The 18,466-nt window shown below is 64.8% G+C and carries 14 protein-coding genes; 7 read left to right on the top strand and 7 right to left on the bottom strand.

Annotated features, from left to right (window positions below):
• Window positions 1-100 precede the first annotated feature (100 nt).
• The 5 genes from adh (at window position 101) to JJ918_RS13485 (ending at window position 5,156) form a co-directional block, all read left to right on the top strand.
• Window positions 101-1,621 carry an aldehyde dehydrogenase gene (gene adh, locus JJ918_RS13505; protein WP_291888259.1) on the top strand — a complete coding sequence of 507 codons (1,521 nt, stop codon included), beginning with the start codon at window positions 101-103 and terminating at the stop codon, window positions 1,619-1,621.
• Between the two features lie 60 nt (window positions 1,622-1,681).
• A complete protein-coding gene (locus JJ918_RS13500) occupies window positions 1,682-2,035 on the top strand; it encodes a DUF779 domain-containing protein (RefSeq protein WP_291888258.1) in 354 nt (117 codons plus the stop codon).
• Window positions 2,036-2,110: 75 nt separating this feature from the next.
• A complete protein-coding gene (gene acs / locus JJ918_RS13495) occupies window positions 2,111-4,066 on the top strand; it encodes an acetate--CoA ligase (RefSeq protein ID WP_291888256.1) in 1,956 nt (651 codons plus the stop codon).
• A 76-nt stretch (window positions 4,067-4,142) separates the two neighbouring features.
• A complete protein-coding gene (locus JJ918_RS13490; protein ID WP_291888253.1) occupies window positions 4,143-4,664 on the top strand; it encodes a hypothetical protein in 522 nt (173 codons plus the stop codon).
• A gap of 114 nt (window positions 4,665-4,778) precedes the next feature.
• Window positions 4,779-5,156 carry a hypothetical protein gene (locus JJ918_RS13485; RefSeq protein ID WP_291888250.1) on the top strand — a complete coding sequence of 126 codons (378 nt, stop codon included), beginning with the start codon at window positions 4,779-4,781 and terminating at the stop codon, window positions 5,154-5,156.
• Between the two features lie 33 nt (window positions 5,157-5,189).
• Here the strand turns inward: JJ918_RS13485 and aceB are convergent, their stop codons facing one another.
• Together aceB and aceA are read right to left on the bottom strand one after the other, a co-directional pair.
• Window positions 5,190-6,833 (bottom strand): malate synthase A, encoded by a 1,644-nt coding sequence (gene aceB / locus JJ918_RS13480; protein WP_291888247.1) that lies wholly within the window; start codon window positions 6,831-6,833, stop codon window positions 5,190-5,192.
• A gap of 87 nt (window positions 6,834-6,920) precedes the next feature.
• A complete protein-coding gene (aceA, locus tag JJ918_RS13475; RefSeq protein WP_291888245.1) occupies window positions 6,921-8,210 on the bottom strand; it encodes an isocitrate lyase in 1,290 nt (429 codons plus the stop codon).
• Between the two features lie 155 nt (window positions 8,211-8,365).
• Here aceA and JJ918_RS13470 point away from each other — a divergent pair, with 155 nt between their 5' ends.
• Both JJ918_RS13470 and JJ918_RS13465 read left to right on the top strand, forming a co-directional pair.
• On the top strand, window positions 8,366-9,796 hold the full coding sequence (locus JJ918_RS13470) for a short-chain fatty acyl-CoA regulator family protein (protein WP_291888243.1): 1,431 nt from the start codon (window positions 8,366-8,368) through the stop codon (window positions 9,794-9,796).
• Window positions 9,797-9,975: 179 nt separating this feature from the next.
• Window positions 9,976-12,066 carry an ATP-binding protein gene (locus JJ918_RS13465; RefSeq protein ID WP_291888241.1) on the top strand — a complete coding sequence of 697 codons (2,091 nt, stop codon included), beginning with the start codon at window positions 9,976-9,978 and terminating at the stop codon, window positions 12,064-12,066.
• On the opposite strand, the gene JJ918_RS13460 is transcribed toward JJ918_RS13465, so the two are convergent.
• From JJ918_RS13460 to JJ918_RS13440, 5 genes are all read right to left on the bottom strand, one after another.
• On the bottom strand, window positions 12,060-12,578 hold the full coding sequence (locus tag JJ918_RS13460; protein ID WP_291888238.1) for a GNAT family N-acetyltransferase: 519 nt from the start codon (window positions 12,576-12,578) through the stop codon (window positions 12,060-12,062). The two genes, JJ918_RS13465 and JJ918_RS13460, sit on opposite strands and share 7 nt — an antisense overlap.
• Before the next feature lie 141 nt (window positions 12,579-12,719).
• Window positions 12,720-13,808, bottom strand: a complete 1,089-nt coding sequence (locus tag JJ918_RS13455; RefSeq protein ID WP_271185486.1) for a ferritin-like domain-containing protein — start codon at window positions 13,806-13,808, stop codon at window positions 12,720-12,722.
• Window positions 13,809-13,948: 140 nt separating this feature from the next.
• Window positions 13,949-14,773: an LOG family protein gene (locus tag JJ918_RS13450; protein ID WP_291888234.1), complete on the bottom strand. Its 825-nt coding sequence runs from the start codon at window positions 14,771-14,773 to the stop codon at window positions 13,949-13,951.
• Between the two features lie 82 nt (window positions 14,774-14,855).
• The gene (locus JJ918_RS13445) at window positions 14,856-16,130 is read right to left on the bottom strand and encodes a DUF4010 domain-containing protein (protein ID WP_291888231.1); all 1,275 of its coding nucleotides are present in this window, start codon (window positions 16,128-16,130) and stop codon (window positions 14,856-14,858) included.
• 52 nt (window positions 16,131-16,182) lie between these two features.
• A complete protein-coding gene (locus tag JJ918_RS13440) occupies window positions 16,183-17,952 on the bottom strand; it encodes an SLC13 family permease (RefSeq protein ID WP_291888227.1) in 1,770 nt (589 codons plus the stop codon).
• Window positions 17,953-18,466: the final 514 nt, after the last annotated feature.

Below are 18,466 nucleotides of genomic sequence, written 5' to 3'. Positions count from 1 at the left end.
CGGCATTCCGCTCGCCGCGACGGGGCAGACAGGCGCACGCCCGGATACGCAGACTTTCTCCCAGAGGCCCGCAAAGGGCTCGTTTCCATGGGAGGAAGACATGAACGTCATCACACAGATCGACCGCGACACCCGTGCGCCCTTCAAGGCGCGTTATGACAATTTCATCGGCGGCAGCTGGCGCGCCCCCGCTGCCGGCCGCTACTTCACCAACACCTCGCCGATCAATGGCCGGCCGATCTGCGAGATCGCCCGATCGGACGCGCAGGATGTCGAGGCCGCACTCGACGCTGCCCACGCCGCCAAGGATGCCTGGGGCCATGCAGCCGTCGCCGAGCGCGCCGCCGCGCTCTATGCCATCGCCGACCGGATGGAAGCCAATCTCGAGACGCTGGCAACGGCGGAAACCTGGGACAATGGCAAGCCGATCCGCGAGACCATGGCAGCGGACATTCCGCTCGCGATCGACCATTTCCGCTATTTCGCCGGTTGCATCCGCGCCCAGGAAGGCTCGCTCGCCGAGATCGACGCCGACACGGTGGCCTACCACTTCCATGAACCGCTGGGCGTGGTCGGCCAGATCATTCCCTGGAACTTCCCGCTCTTGATGGCGGCCTGGAAACTGGCGCCGGCCCTGGCAGCCGGCAATTGCGTGGTGCTGAAACCGGCCGAGCAGACGCCGGCCAGCATCCTGGTCTGGGCGGAGCTGATCGGCGACCTGCTGCCGCCGGGCGTCCTGAACATCGTCTCCGGTTTCGGCCTGGAAGCCGGCAAGCCGCTCGCCTCGTCCAGCCGGATCGCGAAGATCGCCTTCACGGGCGAGACCACGACCGGGCGTCTGATCATGCAATACGCCTCGGAAAACCTGATCCCGGTGACGCTCGAACTGGGCGGCAAGTCGCCCAACATCTTCTTCAAGGACGTGGCCGACGCCGACGACGATTTCTTCGACAAGGCGATCGAGGGCTTTGCCATGTTCGCCCTGAACCAGGGCGAGGTCTGCACCTGTCCGTCGCGCGCGCTGATCCACGAGGACATTTATGAGCGCTTCATGGAGCGGGCGCTGCAGCGCGTTGCCGCCATCAAGCAGGGCAATCCGCTGGACCCGGAAACCATGATCGGCGCCCAGGCCTCGTCTGAGCAGAAGGAGAAAATCCTCGCCTATCTCGATATCGGCCGCCAGGAAGGCGCCGAAGTGCTGATCGGCGGTGGCGAAGGCCGGGTCGGTGACGACCTGGCCGGCGGACATTATGTCCAGCCCACCGTGCTGAAGGGACATAACCGGATGCGCGTCTTCCAGGAGGAGATTTTCGGTCCCGTCGTGGCCGTCACGACCTTCAAGGACGAAGCCGAGGCGCTGGCGATCGCCAATGACACGCTCTATGGCCTGGGTGCCGGTGTGTGGAGCCGCAGCGCCAATACCTGCTACCGCTTTGGCCGCGGCATCCAGGCCGGGCGGGTCTGGACCAATTGCTATCATGCCTACCCGGCCCATGCGGCGTTCGGCGGCTACAAGCAATCTGGCGTGGGCCGGGAGACCCACAAGATGATGCTGGACCACTATCAGCAGACCAAGAACATGCTGGTCAGCTACAGCGCGAAAAAGCTGGGCTTCTTCTGATCCTCACCTCCGGACAGGGGCCGGCCTACCGGCCCCTGTCCGGCCAGCAAGGAGACCGGCATGACGGACAAAACCCGCCAAACACCCCGTGTAGCCGCAACGGACGACGCCCTCGCCCTGATTGCAGAAATCCGGCGCGACCATCCCGACATCCTGATCCACCAGTCCGGCGGTTGTTGCGACGGGTCGTCACCGATGTGCTACCCGGCCGGCGAATTCCGGATCGGTGAAAGCGACGTCCTGCTGGGATGGATCGGGCCTGTGCCGGTCTATATCGGCGGCCGCCAGTACGAGGCGTGGAAGCATACCCAGCTCATTCTCGACGCGGTGCCGGGCCGGGGTGGCATGTTCTCGCTCGACAATGGCCGCGAACGGCGTTTCCTCGTCCGCTCCCGCCTGCTCTCGCAGGCGTGATTGCGCGACGCGGACAACGCGTTATCGTGCATCCCAACAATCACAATCTGCCCAGAACGCCCGGGGAGTTCCTTCATGTCCCACCACGATCCCAATGAAATCTACCCGGTGCCGGAAGGCCGTGCTGAAACCGCGCTGATCAATGCGGAGCGCTATACGCAGATGTATCGCCGCTCGCTCGAGGATCCGGACGGGTTCTGGCGCGAGGAAGCGCGGCGGATCGACTGGATGACGCCCTTCACGGAAATCTCGGACGTGTCCTGGGACAGGGACGATCTGCACATTCGCTGGTTCGCCGACGGCAAGCTGAACGCCTCGGTCAACTGTATCGACCGTCATCTCGCCGAGCGGGCCGACGAAACGGCAATCCTTTGGGAGGGTGACGATCCGGCTGACGACAAGGCGATCACCTATCGCCAGCTGCACGAGGCCGTGTGCCGCCTGGCCAACGGGCTGAAATCCATCGGTGTGCAGAAGGGCGACCGCGTCACGATCTATATGCCGATGATCCCGGAGGCTGCCTACGCCATGCTGGCCTGTGCCCGGATCGGCGCGGTCCACTCGGTCGTGTTCGGCGGTTTCTCGCCGGATGCGCTGGCAGGCCGGATTTCCGATTGCGAGAGCCGGTTCGTAATCACGGCCGATGAAGGCCTGCGCGGCGGCAAGACAATCCCGCTGAAAGCCAATGTCGACAAGGCGGTTGAGAGCGCCGGCGATGTCGACCAGGTGATCGTCGTCCGCCGCACCGGCGCAAACGTGGCCTGGGACGAGACCCGCGATGTGGACTACGCAACGCTGGTCGCCGGACAGGATGCCGACTGCGATCCGGAACCGATGAGCGCCGAGGATCCGCTCTTCATCCTCTACACATCGGGATCGACGGGCAAACCCAAGGGCGTGCTGCACACGACCGGCGGCTACATGGTCTGGGCGTCGATGACGCATGAATACGTGTTCGACTACCGGCCGGGCGAAATCTACTGGTGCACGGCCGATGTCGGCTGGGTGACCGGCCACACCTACATCGTCTACGGCCCGCTGGCGAACGGCGCGACGACACTGATGTTCGAGGGTGTGCCGACCTGGCCAGGACCGGACCGCTTCTGGCAGGTGATCGACAAGCACAAGGTGAACACCTTCTACACCGCGCCGACTGCCATCCGCGCGCTGATGCGTGAAGGCGACGACCCCGTGAAGAAGCATTCGCGCGCCTCGCTGCGCCTGCTGGGCACGGTGGGCGAGCCGATCAATCCAGAAGCCTGGTGCTGGTATTACCGCGTGGTCGGCGACGAACGCTGCCCGATCGTGGACACTTGGTGGCAGACCGAGACGGGCGGCGCACTGATCACCCCCCTGCCCGGCGTGACCGACATGAAGCCGGGTTCCGCAACGCGGCCCTTCTTCGGCGTCGAGCCCGCCCTGATGGATGCCGAGGGCAATCGCCTGGCCGATAATGGCGCGGCCGAAGGTAATCTTGTGATCGCCCGCTCCTGGCCCGGCCAGATGCGGACCGTCTATGGCGATCACCAGCGCTTCATCGATACTTATTTCACGGCATACCCGGGCTATTACTTCACCGGCGACGGCGCCCGGCGCGATACCGACGGATACTGGTGGATCACCGGCCGGGTCGACGACGTGCTGAACGTATCCGGCCACCGGCTGGGCACGGCGGAGATCGAAAGCGCGCTCGTATCCCACGACGATATCGCGGAAGCTGCCGTGGTCGGCTATCCCCATGATGTGAAGGGCCAGGGCATTTATTGCTATGTGACCCTGATGGGCGGCCGCAAGGCCGAGGACGAGGATATTGCCGAGATCAAGGCCTGGGTGCGTCAGGAGATCGGTCCGGTAGCGACGCCGGACCTGATCCAGTTCGCCCCCGGCCTGCCCAAGACGCGCTCCGGCAAGATCATGCGGCGTATCCTGCGCAAGATCGCGGAGAACGACTTCTCCAATCTGGGCGACACCTCCACCCTGGCAGACCCGTCCGTGGTGGACGACCTGATCGAGAACCGGAAGAACCGCTAGCCCCCTCACCTCTCGCCGTTTCCCGGGAAACCGGCTATAGCGGAGGCGGGACGTTCCAGTGACCGGAGTTCAAGCCTTGCGTATTCGACTTGCCGTCCTCACCACCGGAGCCACGGCGCTGCTTGCCGGCTGTGCGACGGAAACCGTCCCTGCCTGCCGGGCGCCTCAGTCCTATGAACTGGCAGCCTTTTCCGGCGTGATCAGCCACAATCCCAACGCCCTCGCCGCAGCCACGGCCCCGGGTGCCCTGCGCACAGCGTTGACCGGCGGAACACCGGCTGTGCGCGGACACTTGTGGGGCCATGACGGCATCACCGAGGGCACTGTGGTCGGCATACTGTCCCAGCCGCCGCTCTGCATCATCGACGATCCGTCAGCCCCGGACAGCGAGACAGTGCGTCAGGTCCTGGTCTATCCCCAGGCCAGCTACAGCCGTGTCGCACCGCCGCCCGAGACGCCGCTTGCCGATGCCCCGCCGCCCTATGGCGTCTCCCGGCGTGACTATCTGTCCTGCCGTTTCGAGATGACGGCGGAAGGCTGGAAGCTCGCGGACCTGTGCGGATATACACGCCCGGTTGCAACGCCGGTGACCGGCTAGAATTACGGGCTGAGATGCGTAGCCACCGGGCTGCGCCACGGCCTTCCCCGACTCGGTATGGCGCTGTTACCGACGATACCGCCCTTGCGGCGTGTAGCGTTGTTGGTGAGTGCCATGCCCGTCATCCTGGAAACCGGTTCTCCGGCCAGTCTTCTTCTTGTCCGTTTTTCCGGGACACTGGCACCCGACGGGGTTGCCGAAGATCTGGCGCGCATCTCGGAGGAGAGCGCGGATTATTCCGCCCTGCTGGCCGACTGGCGCGAGGCGGAGATCGCCCTTTCGACGATCGAGTTCATGTCGTTGACGGATGACTGGTTCCGCATGCCGGCAGCCCGCCTGAAAGCCGCGCATATCTTCCATGCCGAGCGGCACAAGGACCAGGCCATGCTGTTCCAGACCAAGGGCTTCCTGGTCGGCGGCCAGTTCCGGGTGTTCTCCGGATACGGCGAAGCCCGATCCTGGCTTGATGCCTGGACCGGGCCCCGCGCCTGAGACGACCAACCGCCATCAGCTCTTGTTGTTCTGTCAGTCCTCGAACTCCATCAGACGCATCGGCGCCTTGAGCTCTGCCGTGATCCGGTCATAGGCCGGCAGGGTCAGGAATTCGGTGAACTCGTCCGACAGGACCAGGTCCGACAGGATGTCTGCCGCCGTCTGGATCCGGTCGCACAGCTCGTCCTGGCCGGGGACTTCGTCCTGGATGGCCGCACAGATGTCGGCGATCTTGTTTTCCAGGAAGGCCGCGGTGATCGCGGTGCCTTCCTTGGTGGACTTGTCGAAACGGCGCCATTGCCACAGCTGGGCGCGGGCGATCTCGGCGGTCGCCGCATCCTCCATCAGATTGCGGATCGGCACGGCCCCGCGACCGCCCAGCCAGGCGGCGATATAGCGGATGGCGACGTCGATATTGTCGCTGACGCCATGATCCGTGATGTCGCCCTCGGGAGCCGTCAGCAATTGCTGGGTCGTCACCGGAAGCTCGTGCGGATCCGCCGGACGGTCGATCTGGTTCGGCCCCTTCATGTGCTGGTCGAAGATTTCCATCGCGACCGGCACGAGGTCGGGGTGAGCCACCCAGGTGCCGTCATGGCCGTTCTTCACTTCGCGCAGCTTGTCCTGGCGCACCTGTTCGGTGGCCGCGGCATTGGCCTTCTCATCGCCCTTGACCGGGATGAAGGCCGACATGCCGCCCATGGCGTGGGCCCCGCGGCGATGGCAGACCGAGATCACCCGGCGCGAATAGGCCGCCATGAAGGGCACGGTCATGGTCACCGCCGAACGGTCCGGCAGAACGTGCTCTGCGCGTGAACGCAGGCGCTTGATATAGCTGAAGATATAATCCCAGCGACCGCAATTGAGACCGACGATATGGTCCTTCAGCTCGTAGAGGATCTCGTCGAGCTCGAAGGCCGCCGGCAGGGTCTCGATCAGCACGGTGGCGCGCAGCGTGCCACGTTCCAGACCCAGCTCGTCCTCGGCATGCTGGAAGACCAGGCTCCACAGGCGTGCTTCCAGCCGGCTTTCCAGCTTGGGCAGGTAGAAGTACGGCGCGGTGCCGCGCTCCTTGAGTGCTGCGTGATTGTGGAAGACATAGAGGCCGAAGTCGAACAGCGAGCCCGACAGGGCGTGACCGTTGATATGGACGTGACGTTCGTCCAGATGCCAGCCGCGCGGACGCACGATCAGCACCGCAGCGTCGTCATTGACCTGATAGCGCTTGCCGGATTTCTCGTCGGTGAAATCGATCTCGCGGCGGATCGCGTCACGCAGATTGATCTGCCCGTCCAGCAGGTTGGACCAGAGCGGCGCGGTCGCATCCTCGAAATCGGCCATGAAGCACTTGGCGCCGGAATTGAGCGCATTGACCACCATCTTGCGATCGACCGGTCCGGTGATTTCCACCCGGCGGTCCTGCAGATCGGCAGGCGCGGGCCGCACGGTCCACTCGCCAGCGCGGATATCGGCCGTCTCGTGCGGGAACATCAAGAGCGCGCCCTGATCGAGCTCGACCTGACGTTCCTTGCGATAGCGCAGCAGGGACTGACGGCGCTTCTCGAACCGGCGGTGCAGGCCGGCCAGGAAGGTCAGCGCCTCGTGCGTGAGGATATCGCCATAGCCGGGCTCGAGATGGCCCAGAACTTCGACGCCGGACGGTGCAATGAGTGTCATGGCTTGCTCCTGTGGGGTTGGAGGCAGGTCCGGGGTGCGCCTTGGGGGTGCGCACCCCGGTGTACAGGCTCGGGCAGGGCCTGCGCTCTATTCGGCAGCGTGGAACTGCGCGGTCTCGGTGGAAGCGCCCATCGCCGTCGTCGACGAGGTGCCGCCGGAGATGGCCAGGTTCACCTTGTCGAAATAGCCGGTGCCCACTTCGCGCTGGTGGCGCGTGGCGGTGTAGCCATCGGCTTCCGAGGCAAACTCGGCCTGCTGCAGCTCGGAATAGGCGCCCATACCGCGATCGCGATAGCCGGAGGCCAGCTGGAACATGCCGTGGTTGAGCTGGTGGAAACCGGCCAGCGTCACGAACTGGAACTTGTAGCCCATCGCGCCCAGCTCGCGCTGGTAGGTCTCGATCGTGGCCTTGTCGAGATTGGCTTCCCAGTTGAAGGACGGCGAGCAGTTGTAGGCCATCATCTTGCCCGGATAGGCTTTCTGGACTGCCTCGGCGAAACGCTTGGCCTCGTCCAGGTTCGGCTTGGAGGTTTCCCACCACAGGAGGTCGGCCACCTTCGCATAGGCCAGACCGCGCTTGATGCAGTGATCGACACCCATGCCTTCCTTCAGGCGGAAGAAGCCTTCCGGCGTGCGGCCGGCATCGAAATCGATGAATTCATGATCGCGCTCGTCGATGTCGGAATTGATCAGCGTGGCCGATTCCGCATCGGTGCGGGCAACCGTGATCGTCGACACGCCCATCACGTCAGCAGCGAGACGCGCTGCAGCAAGATTGCGCTCGTGCTGGCTGGTCGGGATCAGGACCTTGCCGCCCAGGTGACCGCACTTCTTTTCGGCTGCAACCTGGTCTTCGAAGTGAACGCCGGACGCGCCCGCCTCGATGAAGGCCTTCATGATCTCGAAGCAGTTCAGCGTGCCGCCGAAGCCGGCTTCCGCGTCAGCAACGATCGGCGCGAACCAGTCGCGGCTCGGCTTGCCGTTTTCCGACACTTCGATCTGGTCGGCGCGCTGCAGGGTGCGGTTGATCTTCTTGGCCAGTTCCGGCGCGGAATTGGCCGGATAGAGCGACTGGTCGGGATACATCGCGCCAGCCGTGTTGGCATCGGCAGCAACCTGCCAGCCCGACAGGTAGATCGCCTTCAGGCCGGCCCGGACCATCTGCATGGCCTGATTGCCCGACAAGGCACCCAGCGCATTGATATAGGGCTCGGTCTTGAGGAGTTCCCACAGCTTCACCGCACCGCGTTCGGCCAGCGTGTGCTGGATCTGCACGGAGCCGCGCAGCTTGGCGACGTCTTCGGGCGTGTAGGGACGCTCGATACCGTCAAAACGGCCTTCCGGAGCACTCGGAACCAGATCCTTGAAAGTCGTCATTCTTGTCTCCCTGACGGGTTAGGGCAAATGCCTGTTGCGTTGCAACGAAGCTGTCAAACGGCAGGGATGGTGTCGATATGGCTTTTCCTATAAAGAGGATGCCGTGTATGATAATTACATTGTCATGATGTCACTTTGTAAATCCGGACACAAAAATGAATGATGGACAGGGCCTCGAGAAGATCTTTGCCGGCGCGCGCCTGCGCCGCCTGCGCCGTGAACGCGGACTGACCCAGGCCGAGGCTGCCGAAGCGCTGGGACTGTCGGCCAGCTATCTCAACCTGCTGGAACGCAATCAGCGGCCGGTGACGGCGCGGGTCCTGCTGGCCCTCGCCGACGCTTTCGACGTCGATGTGCGTGCCTTTGCCAATGAGAGCGACCGCCAGCTTGTGGCGGACCTGCAGGAAGCGGCGGCCGATCCCGTCCTCTCCGGCCTGGGTCTCGACCGGATGGAATTGTCCGAGTTTGCCGACAGCCAACCGCGCGCCGCGGAAGCCTTTGCCCGCCTCTTCCAGGCCTATCGTGAAACAACGGCCGCGACGGCCGACCTCGCCACGCGCATGTCCGGACCGGGCGCGGCCACTGGCGGGCCCGGCGCCGTACTGGAAAGCGTGCGCGATGCGCTGGATGCGCGCCAGAACCATTTCCCCGAACTGGAGGAAGCGGCCGAAGCGCTCGTCGAGCGGATCGGTTTGCGCACTCACCGGCGCGAACAGCAACTGGCCGACTACCTGCAACATACCCATGGTTTTACCATGCGCGTGCTGGACGAGGATATCATGGCCGGCGCGCGCCGCCGTCTCGACTTTCACGGTCGCCGCCTGCTGCTCTCCGAAGCGCTCTCTGCGGGCTCGCGCGCCTTTCACATGGCAGTCGTGCTGGCCAATCTGGAACTCGGCGACACGCTGGATAAACTGGCCGGCGAACCGCTTCTGCCGGCCGAGGAAGGCCGCAAGCTGTACCGGGTCGGCCTGGCGAATTATTTCGCCGGCGCGGTTCACATGCCCTATGCGCCCTTCCTGAAGACCGCCGAGGATACGCGTTACGATATCGACCGGCTGCAGCGGCGCTTCGAAGTCAGCTTCGAACAGATCTGCCACCGCCTGACGACGCTGCAGCGGCCCGGCGCCCGCGGCCTGCCCTTCTTCATGATCCGCGTCGACAGCGCGGGGAATGTGTCCAAACGCTTCGGCGGCGGCATCATGCCCTTTGCGCGATCGGGCGGGGGGTGCCCGAAATGGAATCTCTACGACGCCCTGCACACGCCCGAGCGCCTGATCGCCCAGACATTCGAACTGCCCGACGGCACGGCGATGCTCTCCCTCGCACGCGGTCAGCTATCGCCCGCCCCGGCCGGGCACCCGCCGGTCGTCCATGCCATCGCTCTGGGATGCGCGCTCGAACACGCGCCGAAGATCGTCCATGCGGACGCCGTTGCAAGCGTCACACCGGCGGCCGTCGGCATCACCTGCCGCCTGTGCGACCGGGAAGACTGCGCCCAGCGCGCCTTCCCGCCGCTGAACCGCAAACTCGTCCTCGACAGCCACATGCTGCGCGCCTCGCCCTACAGTTTCAACGAGGACTGAGCCGGTTTTGCGCTGCGTAATCCTGCCGGGTGGAGTAATCTCCACATCGACGGGGAATCGGGGGCGGCAATGAAGCCGGCAAGACCATAGAGACTTCAACGCCAACCGGCGCAGCCCGACGGCCCTATCATGCTCCCCACACCATCGCACGGCTTGCCGCCGCCGCGATGGTGCTCGGCGTGCTGGGCTTCGTCTGGTTCATGCTGTCGCTTGGCAGCGCAAATCTCACAGCCGAGCCCGCCGGCAACCATGACGGCATCGTGCTCACCATTGACGGCGAACCTTACGATCTGGCCATCGATGCACCCGTGTTGTTCAGCGGGATTTCCGGTGAGCGACTGGTGATCCCTGCCGGACAACTGGCATCGGACCCTGCGCTCGCGTCCCTGCAGCGTCAGCAGCTGGCGGCGCATCTGCGCGCCGGCCTGACCACGTCGGCAAGCTTCTCCGACCTGTCCGGCACGCCGCATGATCGTGAAGTCCGCCCTCGCTCCATCCGGCTGGACGAGCTCGATGCCAGTGACTGGATGGGTCTCGCCAGCGCCCTCCTTGGCGGTCTGTTCGGGCTTGCCGTCTGGGCCTCCCGGCCGCAGCTCCCGGCCGCCCTCAGCTATGCCGTTGTGGGGTGCTTGCTGCTTGCGTCGGAGCTGACATACCGCCTGTCCCTGAAGTTCGGCATAATGACATGGCCCGAGCTTTCCGTCGCCACGAGCCTGCTCAACGGTATCGTGCTGCACGGCTTCGGGCTCGCATTCGTCTTTGTCTTCCTGCTTTTCCCGAAACCCCTGCTCACCCCGCGCACGGCTGTCGCGGCGGCGGCAGCAAGCGGTATCGCTGCGCTGGCCTGCGTTCTGCTCGGACATTTCATCGATGCCCGCATCTCGTACTCTGTCCAGATGGTGGAGTATCTGGTGCTGCTGGCTCTTGTCGGCATCCAGTTCTGGCTCGGCCGCAGGGATCCCGTCATCCGGCCGTCCCTGATCATGCTTCTGGCCAGCATTCTTCTGGGCATTGCTCTGTACGCCCTCATGGTTCTGCTGCCCGTCTTGGGCCTTGTGAAGGCCAGCCTCGACGAAGACGCCGCCTTCCCCCTCTTCGTATTGATCTATTGCGGGATCGGCACAGCGATCGTGCGGACCAGCCTTCTGTCGCTTGACGGCTGGGTGAGAAATATCGTGCTGTCGGTTGCCTTCCTTGCAGCGATCCTGCTGGTCGACATCGCCTTGCTTACCTTCGTGACGCGGCAGCAGGAAGTCGCGCTCGGTCTTGCCTTCGCCGGGGCTGCCCTGGTCTATTTTCCGCTGCGGGAATGGCTGGCGCGGCGTCAGGAGCGCCGGCGGCTCGCCGTGGTTCAGCATGCCCTGTCGCGGGCCGCCGATCTTGTCTTCGCCGCCAATGATCAACAGAGATCGGAAAGCTGGCGCGCTGCCGTCGAAGCGAGTTTCCAGCCGCTGGAGATCGAGACTGACCCGGCTGCCGTTCCGGTCCCGGCGATCGGACAGAACGGGACAATCCTTCGCCTGCCCTCGCTGGGTGGCGCCCCGGCGCTCCTGTGCCGCCACGCCGATGGCGGGCGCCGCCCGTTTGTGACGGGCGACCTCGACACGGCAGCTGCGCTCATACGCATGACTGAGCGCCTCATCGCAACGCGTGATGCCTACCTGGCCGGCGTGACCGAGGAGCGGCATCGCATCGCCCGCGACCTGCACGACGATGTCAGCGGTCGGCTGATGATCAGCCTGCACCGTTCCGACACCGACGGCATGCGCCAGGACGTTCGTGAAGCCATGGCCGATATCCGCACCATCGTCACGGGCCTCGCCGGGAAGCCGCGGGAGCTGGCTGACCTGATGGCCGATCTGCGGGAAGAGTCCCGCTCCCGCTGCGAGGCTGCCGGTTTCAAACTGGACTGGCCTCCGGACGATATTGCCGAGGCCGGGCATCCGCTCGACTACGCGGTCTACCGGCACCTGCTTGCATTGTTCCGTGAAAGTGTCAGCAATGCCCTCAGGCATTCCGGCGGGAGCGCGGTGACGATCCGGACGACACTCGGCGACGGACGACTGTCGGCCCTCATCGCCGACAACGGCACCGCCAAGCCGCAAGACGCCCTGCCGCGGAGCGATGGCGGACACGGTCTGGACAATTGCCGCCTGCGCGCCCGCTCACTGAACGGTCACTTCGCGTTCGACCGGAACCCAACCGGCAGTACGGCCCGTTTCGATATCGATCTGTCGGCACTACCGTTGGCGACGGATCCGGGTCACTGACCCGACAACGCCCGCCCCACCCAACCAGCGCGCGTCAAGCGCATCACCGTGCAGTTGTCATCGCCGAAACGGCGCGGTCCGACCACCTCGAACCCCAGTCGCCGGTAGAAACGCTGGGCGTCGGTATTCGTCGCGAGCGGATCGATCAGGATCGCGGTAACCTCGGGCGCGGCAAAACAGCGTTCGATCGCCAGCGTCATCATCTGCGTGCCCAGCCCCTGCCCCAGGCAGTCAGGCTCGCCGATCCAGATATCGATCGCCCGCTGATCGGGCTCGCAATCGCCCCAGTAGTGGGTCGGTTCCTCGGCCGGATCGATAATCTGCACGACACCGACCGGCCGGCCGCCGTGCTCGCCGATCAGCGTCCGGAAGGCCGGGCCCGAAAGGCCGATATCTTCGGCCCAGTCCGGCGGGGCATCGCTCCCGGTCGCTGCAATGACGTGCGGCTGGCTGTCCCAATGCTGCAGGACAGGGATGTCTTCCGGCGTCGCCGGACGAAGTTTTAAAGACATAGCGGCTCCTCCTCGCTGCGCATGTAGGACAGCGGTTCAGGCCACACCAGAGCGCTCACGAAAAAGGGACCCGCGACGGGGTCCCTTCAGGCGCGCCGCGCCGGAAGCAGGCGAGTGCCTCCGGCAATATGGCGTCAGGCTTTATTCGGCAGCGCCGGCAACCGCCTTCACATAGGCCGTGCGCACGTCCTGGTGACGGGTGTCGAGATCCTTGGCGATGGCTTCGTCCTGCTTGGCCAGCGTGTCGAGATCCTGGTCGGCATAGTGCAGCACGCCCATATCCTCGTAGGCCTTGCGGATCTTCGGGCCCCACAGGCCGATATCCTTCACCACCGGGACGATGCGCTGGAACAGCATCGTCTTGAACAGTTTCTGGATTTCCGACTGGGCCGCCCAGGCGACGCACTCCTCGACCGGCAGGCCGAGCGTCTCGTAGACTTCACGCGCCTCGAACCGGTCGCGCATGTGATAGCAGGCCTCGACCAGGAATTCCTCGCGCTCGTCGCGCTCGGCCTGGGTGAGCTGCGGATAATAGTCGCGCAGGGAGAGACGGCCGAAGGCGACGTGACGGGCCTCGTCTTCCATCACATAGGCGTTGACCATGCGTGCCAGCGGGTTCTGGGCGAGATCGCGGATCGTGCCGAAGGCGGCGAGTGCCAGCCCCTCGATCACGACCTGCATGGCCAGATAGGTGAAGTCCCAGCGGCTGTCGCGCAGCGCTTCGTCGACGAGCTGGCGCAGCGGTTCGGTCATCGGATAGGCGACGCCGAATTTCTGCATCAGCTTCTTGTAGGCCTCGACATGGCGCGCCTCGTCCATCACCTGGGTCGCGGCGTAGAATTTCGCGTCCAGATCCGGCACCGACTCGACGATCTTCGCCGCGCAGATCAAGGCCGCCTGCTCGCCCTGCATGAACTGGGAGATGTTCCAGGCCTGGGCATGACGGCGGAACTCGATCTTCTCCTTCTTCGTCATCTTCTCCCACATCGGGGAGCCGTGCAGCGCGACGCCTTCATCGGGCAGCTGCATCGGATTTTCGAAGTCGAGTTCCTGCGTCCAGTCGATGCGGTTGACCGCATCCCACTGCATGTCCTTGCCCTTCTGGTACAGGTGCATGAGCGTCGTGCGGCCTTCGTCGTATTCGAAGTCGAACGTGGCGTCGAATTGCTGCGGAACCGACCAGTGCTTGTCGATTTCCGGCATCGGATACAGCTCGCGGAGCGTTCCCATGGCGCGTTACCTCCCCAGGTGCGACCAATCATTATCTTTAGTGAACATTGTTCACATGACCAACGTGATTCAAATCGCCGCACTTGGCAAGGGGGAAACAAAAATTGTGATGCCGCCTGCCCGCGCCCGGCTACCCCGGCCTACAACCGCCCGCCCGGATGCGGCAGGGCGTGTTCGGCCAGCTCCCGGGTGATGTAGGCGAAGGCATCGTCGACGGAGTCGGTGCGGTAGATCAGGTCCAGATCCTTCGCGTCGATCGTGCCGAATTCGACCATGGTTTCCAGGTTCATCACCTTGTCCCAGTATTCCGTGCCGAACAGCACCACCGGCACCCGCTTCTTGATCTTGCCGGTCTGTAGGAGGGTCAGCGTCTCGAACAACTCGTCCATCGTGCCGAAACCGCCGGGCATCAGCACCAGCGCCTTGGCGAGATAGAGAAACCAGAATTTGCGCGTGAAGAAGTAGTGGAACTCGAAGCTGAGCGCATGCGTCACCCAGGGATTATTGCCCTGTTCGAAGGGCAGCGAGATGCCCAGGCCGATATTGTCGCCATGCGCTTCGGATGCCCCGCGATTGGCGGCCTCCATGATGCCCGGCCCGCCGCCCGTGCAGATCACGAAACGCCGTCCCGACTTGTCGCGCAGGCTCTTCGACCATTGCGTCAGGCGTGCTGCGAGCTCGCGGGTGGATTCATAGTATTCTGACAGTTTGAGCTTGTTCAGCGCCGGCGTCTCGTCGTCTCCCGCCTTGCGCAGGGCGTCGAGTTCGGCCTCGGCCTCCTCGCGTGAGTGGATCCGGGCCGAGCCGAAGAACAGGATCGTGTCCTGCACATTGTATTCGGCAAAACGGGCCTTCGGCTCAAGATATTCGGCCAGGATCCGCACCGGGCGCCCTTCGGGCGCATTGATGAAATCTTCGTCCTTGTAGGCCTTGGCGGGGTATTGCTGGGATTTTCCGGAACTCATGTGCACGTCCTTGAAAACAAAGGCGGCGGTTCATCATGCGCCCGCCCCGCGGCGGATGCAATCGGCAAATCGGCGGCGTCCGTCAGCCAACGGGAAGCAAGTGCTGCAGGGCCAGCCCGGCCGCCCCGCCCAGCACGCCGAGGCCGGTGACAACCGCGAGTGGCATGCCGTATCCGCGGCCGCCGGCCACCAGCGCGAGCACCGCCTTGACGATCATATTGACCGCCACGGCGAGCAGAATGGCGGCCGCGGCGGTGCCCGCAGTCACCTCGCCACCGGCCAGCCGGGCCGTCGACAGGGTTATGGCGTCGACATCCACCACTCCCGAGACCGCCGCGACGAGATAAAGCGTTCCGGCTCCCAGCCAGTCCAGCAGCAGGCGGGATGTCAGGGTCACGACGCCCAGCAAGGCGCCGAACCGGAGCACCCCCGCCAGATCGAGCGGATTGTCCAGGGTCAGCCCCGGCGCCTGACCATTTGCCTGGCTGCGCCGGATCAACAGCCAGGCCGCCGCCAGGAAAATCACCACGACAGGCGCCATGGCGAGACCGAGCGGCCGGATCAGCTGCGGTGCCAGCGCGCCGCCAATAATGGCCACACGGCCGGCCGAGAGCGCACCGGCAATGATCGCGCCGGCCGCCAGACGGCTGGCATTGTCCGGCGCCTTGGCCGCGAAACGGGCGAAGGAGAGCGTGGTCGCGGTCGACGATGCCAGGCCGCCTGCTGCACCGGCGAACACGATACCCCGCGAGGGGCCCGCTATGCGGATCGCGGCATAGCCGGTGCAGGAAATCAGCGCGATCATCACGGTCAGGAGCCAGAGCTCGAACGGGTTCAGCGCATCCCAGGGATCGATGGTACGATTGGGCAGCAAAGGAAGGGCGATCAACGTCATCGCCAGCAACACCAGGGCTGCCCGCAATTCCAGCCAGGTGAGCTTTTCAAGGAAGGCATGAGCGCTGCGCCGAGCTGCCAGCACGCTCGCCACGGCCACGGCCCCTGCCCCGGCGATCTCCATATCGCCGGACACGGCGATGGCTCCGAGCACGAAGACCGCCAGCGCCGCCGTCACCCCGGCCAGACTGAAATCCTCGACAATCTCGACCTCGCGCAACCGCACGACAATCACCGCCCCGCCGAACAGGGCCAGCAGCACTGCAGGCAGCACCGGACCGGTCAGTGCGAACAGATGCCCCGCCAGCCCGCCAAGCAGGCCGGCCAGGCCGAATGTGCGCACACCGGCGCGGCGTATCCCGTCATCGCGATGTTTGCGCTCCTGCCAGCCGCGCACGACACCGACGAGAATGCCGATGGCAAGAGCGGCGGCGAGCCGCTGGACGGTTTCGATCAGTTCCATCGCGCGATTTTGACCGGATCGTTTTGCAAGACAAGCGTTTCGCGAAGATCCTTCAGAGCGGCCAGAAGGTCAGAACGGCGGGCACGCCCACGGCAATGATCAGGATTTCCAGCGGCAGGCCCATGCGCCAGTAATCGCCGAACCGGTAGCCGCCCGGCCCCATGATGATCGTGTTGTTCTTGTGTCCGATGGGCGTCAGGAAGGCACAGGAGGCCGCCACGGCAACCCCCATCAGGAAGGCGTCCGGATTGACCTCCAGCGACCGCGCAATGTTCAGCCCGACCGGCGCGGCGATCAGGGCGGTGGCAACATTGTTGAGGAAGTCGGACAGCGTCATCGTCACCATCATGAGGAGCGCCAGGATCGCCCAGACCGGCAGCGTGCCTGTCAGCGAGAGAATGCCCTGCGCAATGAGCTGGGTGCCGCCTGTCTCTTCCAGGGCAAGACCCAGCGGGATCAGCGAACCCAGCAGCACCAGGACCGGCCATTCCACCGATTCATAGACTTCGCTGGGCCCGACGATATTCAGCAGGGCGTAGAGGATCACCACAGCCGCAAGCGCGACGACCAGCGGCACGAGCCCCATCACCGCAGCCGCGACGGCCGCGACGAAAATGCCGATCGTCATCAGCGCCTTGGAGCGCTGGACGACGCTGTGCCGGCGCTCCGCCAGCGGCAGCACGCCCAGCCATTCGGCCGCATCGTTCACCCGGCTTTCCGGCCCGAGTAGCAGGACGAGATCGCCGGCCCGAATCGGCAGTTTGCGGACCCGCTGTCGGAAACGGCGGCCCTGGCGGGAAATCCCGAGCAAGGTCACGCCGCGGCGGTAGAGCAGCCGCAGGTCTGTCGCGGTCCGTCCGACCGCCCGGGCATCATGGGGCACGATAGCCTCGATCAGCGCCAGCGACTTGCCGGTCAGCCCCTCATGCGCATCCGCGCCCGGCGGATTGAGTTCGGCCGCCCCGATGAAGGCCTCGATCGAGGCCGGATCACCTTCCAGAACCAGATGATCGCTCTTGCGGATTTCCTCGCCGGCGGCGAACCCGCCAAGACGCTTGCCGCGCCGCACCAGGCCGAGAATTGTGACATCATGACTGTCGGCGAGCGGATAGAGATCGGCCGGCGTCTGGCCGATGGATTTCGAGTCTGCCTTCACCCCGGCCTCGGCAACAAAGACACTGCCCGCACCCTCCCCGGCCATGGTGCGCGCTTCGCCCTTGGGAATCAGGCGCCAGCCAACCAGGGTGACGAAGCCGATGCCGACCACGGCACAGATCAGGCCGACGGGCGAAAAATCGAACATCGAGAAGGGCTCGCCCAGCGCCCGGTCGCGGAATTGTGCCACGACGATGTTCGGCGGCGTACCGATCAGGGTGATCATACCGCCCAGAATGGTCGCGAAGGAGAGCGGCATCAGGCTCTGGGCGACCGAGCGCTTGGCCTTGCGCGCGGCCTCCATGTCGAGCGACATCAGCATGACCAGCGCGGCGACATTGTTGATGATGGCCGACAGCGCCGCGCCAACGACCGAGATCAGGCCGACATGGGATGGCAGGGAGCGGGTCGAGGACAGCACGAAGCGCGCGACAAGCTCGACAGCGCCCGCATTAGTCATCGCCCGCGATACGATCAACACCAGAGCGATGATGATCACCGCCTCGTGTCCGAAGCCGGCAAAGGCATCCTCGACGGGCACCACGCCGCCGATCACCGCAATGACCAGCCCCGCAAAAGCGACAAGATCATAGCGCACCCGCCCCCAGACCAACATCGCGAAGACAATGCCCAGCAGGACAAACAGGAAGATCTGGTCATAGCTCATGCGTCGGCAATCTCCGGCAGCAACAGGTCGTACCAGACCTAACGCGACTCAGAGCGAAAGGAAGCAGGCTTTTGTCCGTGCCGCCGCTTCGCGCCGTCTCCGGAACAAGCGCGGGGAAAGCGGCACGCTCTCTTTCTTCCCCACCTCGTGGGGAAGTGGGCCGCGGCGTTAGCCGCGGGTCGAAGGGGCCGGCGCGGAGCGCCGGGAGGCGGTGGAGCCTGTCTCAAGCATAACGCCGCTCGCGCGGCGCCCCTCCCCCGCTTCGCGGGTCCCCCTCCCCATGAAATGGGGAGGAAAGGCCCCCAGCACGAAATCCTCCACGGGCTTGCGCCCTGGAGCGATGAGAGGGGTGCGGGATGCACGGCGGACATCGCGTGTCCGATTTGAAGCTTTGGTGGTGATGCCCGAGGCATCCCGCACGCGGAGATTTACCCGGATCCCTTGCGGGACCGTCTCGAAACCTGCAGGCACGGGCCGGTCGAGCTTTGTGCCGGTGTCCCCGCAGATGGCCACG

It is taken from the genome of Maricaulis sp. (assembly GCF_017642925.1).
Lineage (GTDB): Bacteria > Pseudomonadota > Alphaproteobacteria > Caulobacterales > Maricaulaceae > Maricaulis.
This window is presented reverse-complemented; position numbering and strand designations above follow the sequence as displayed.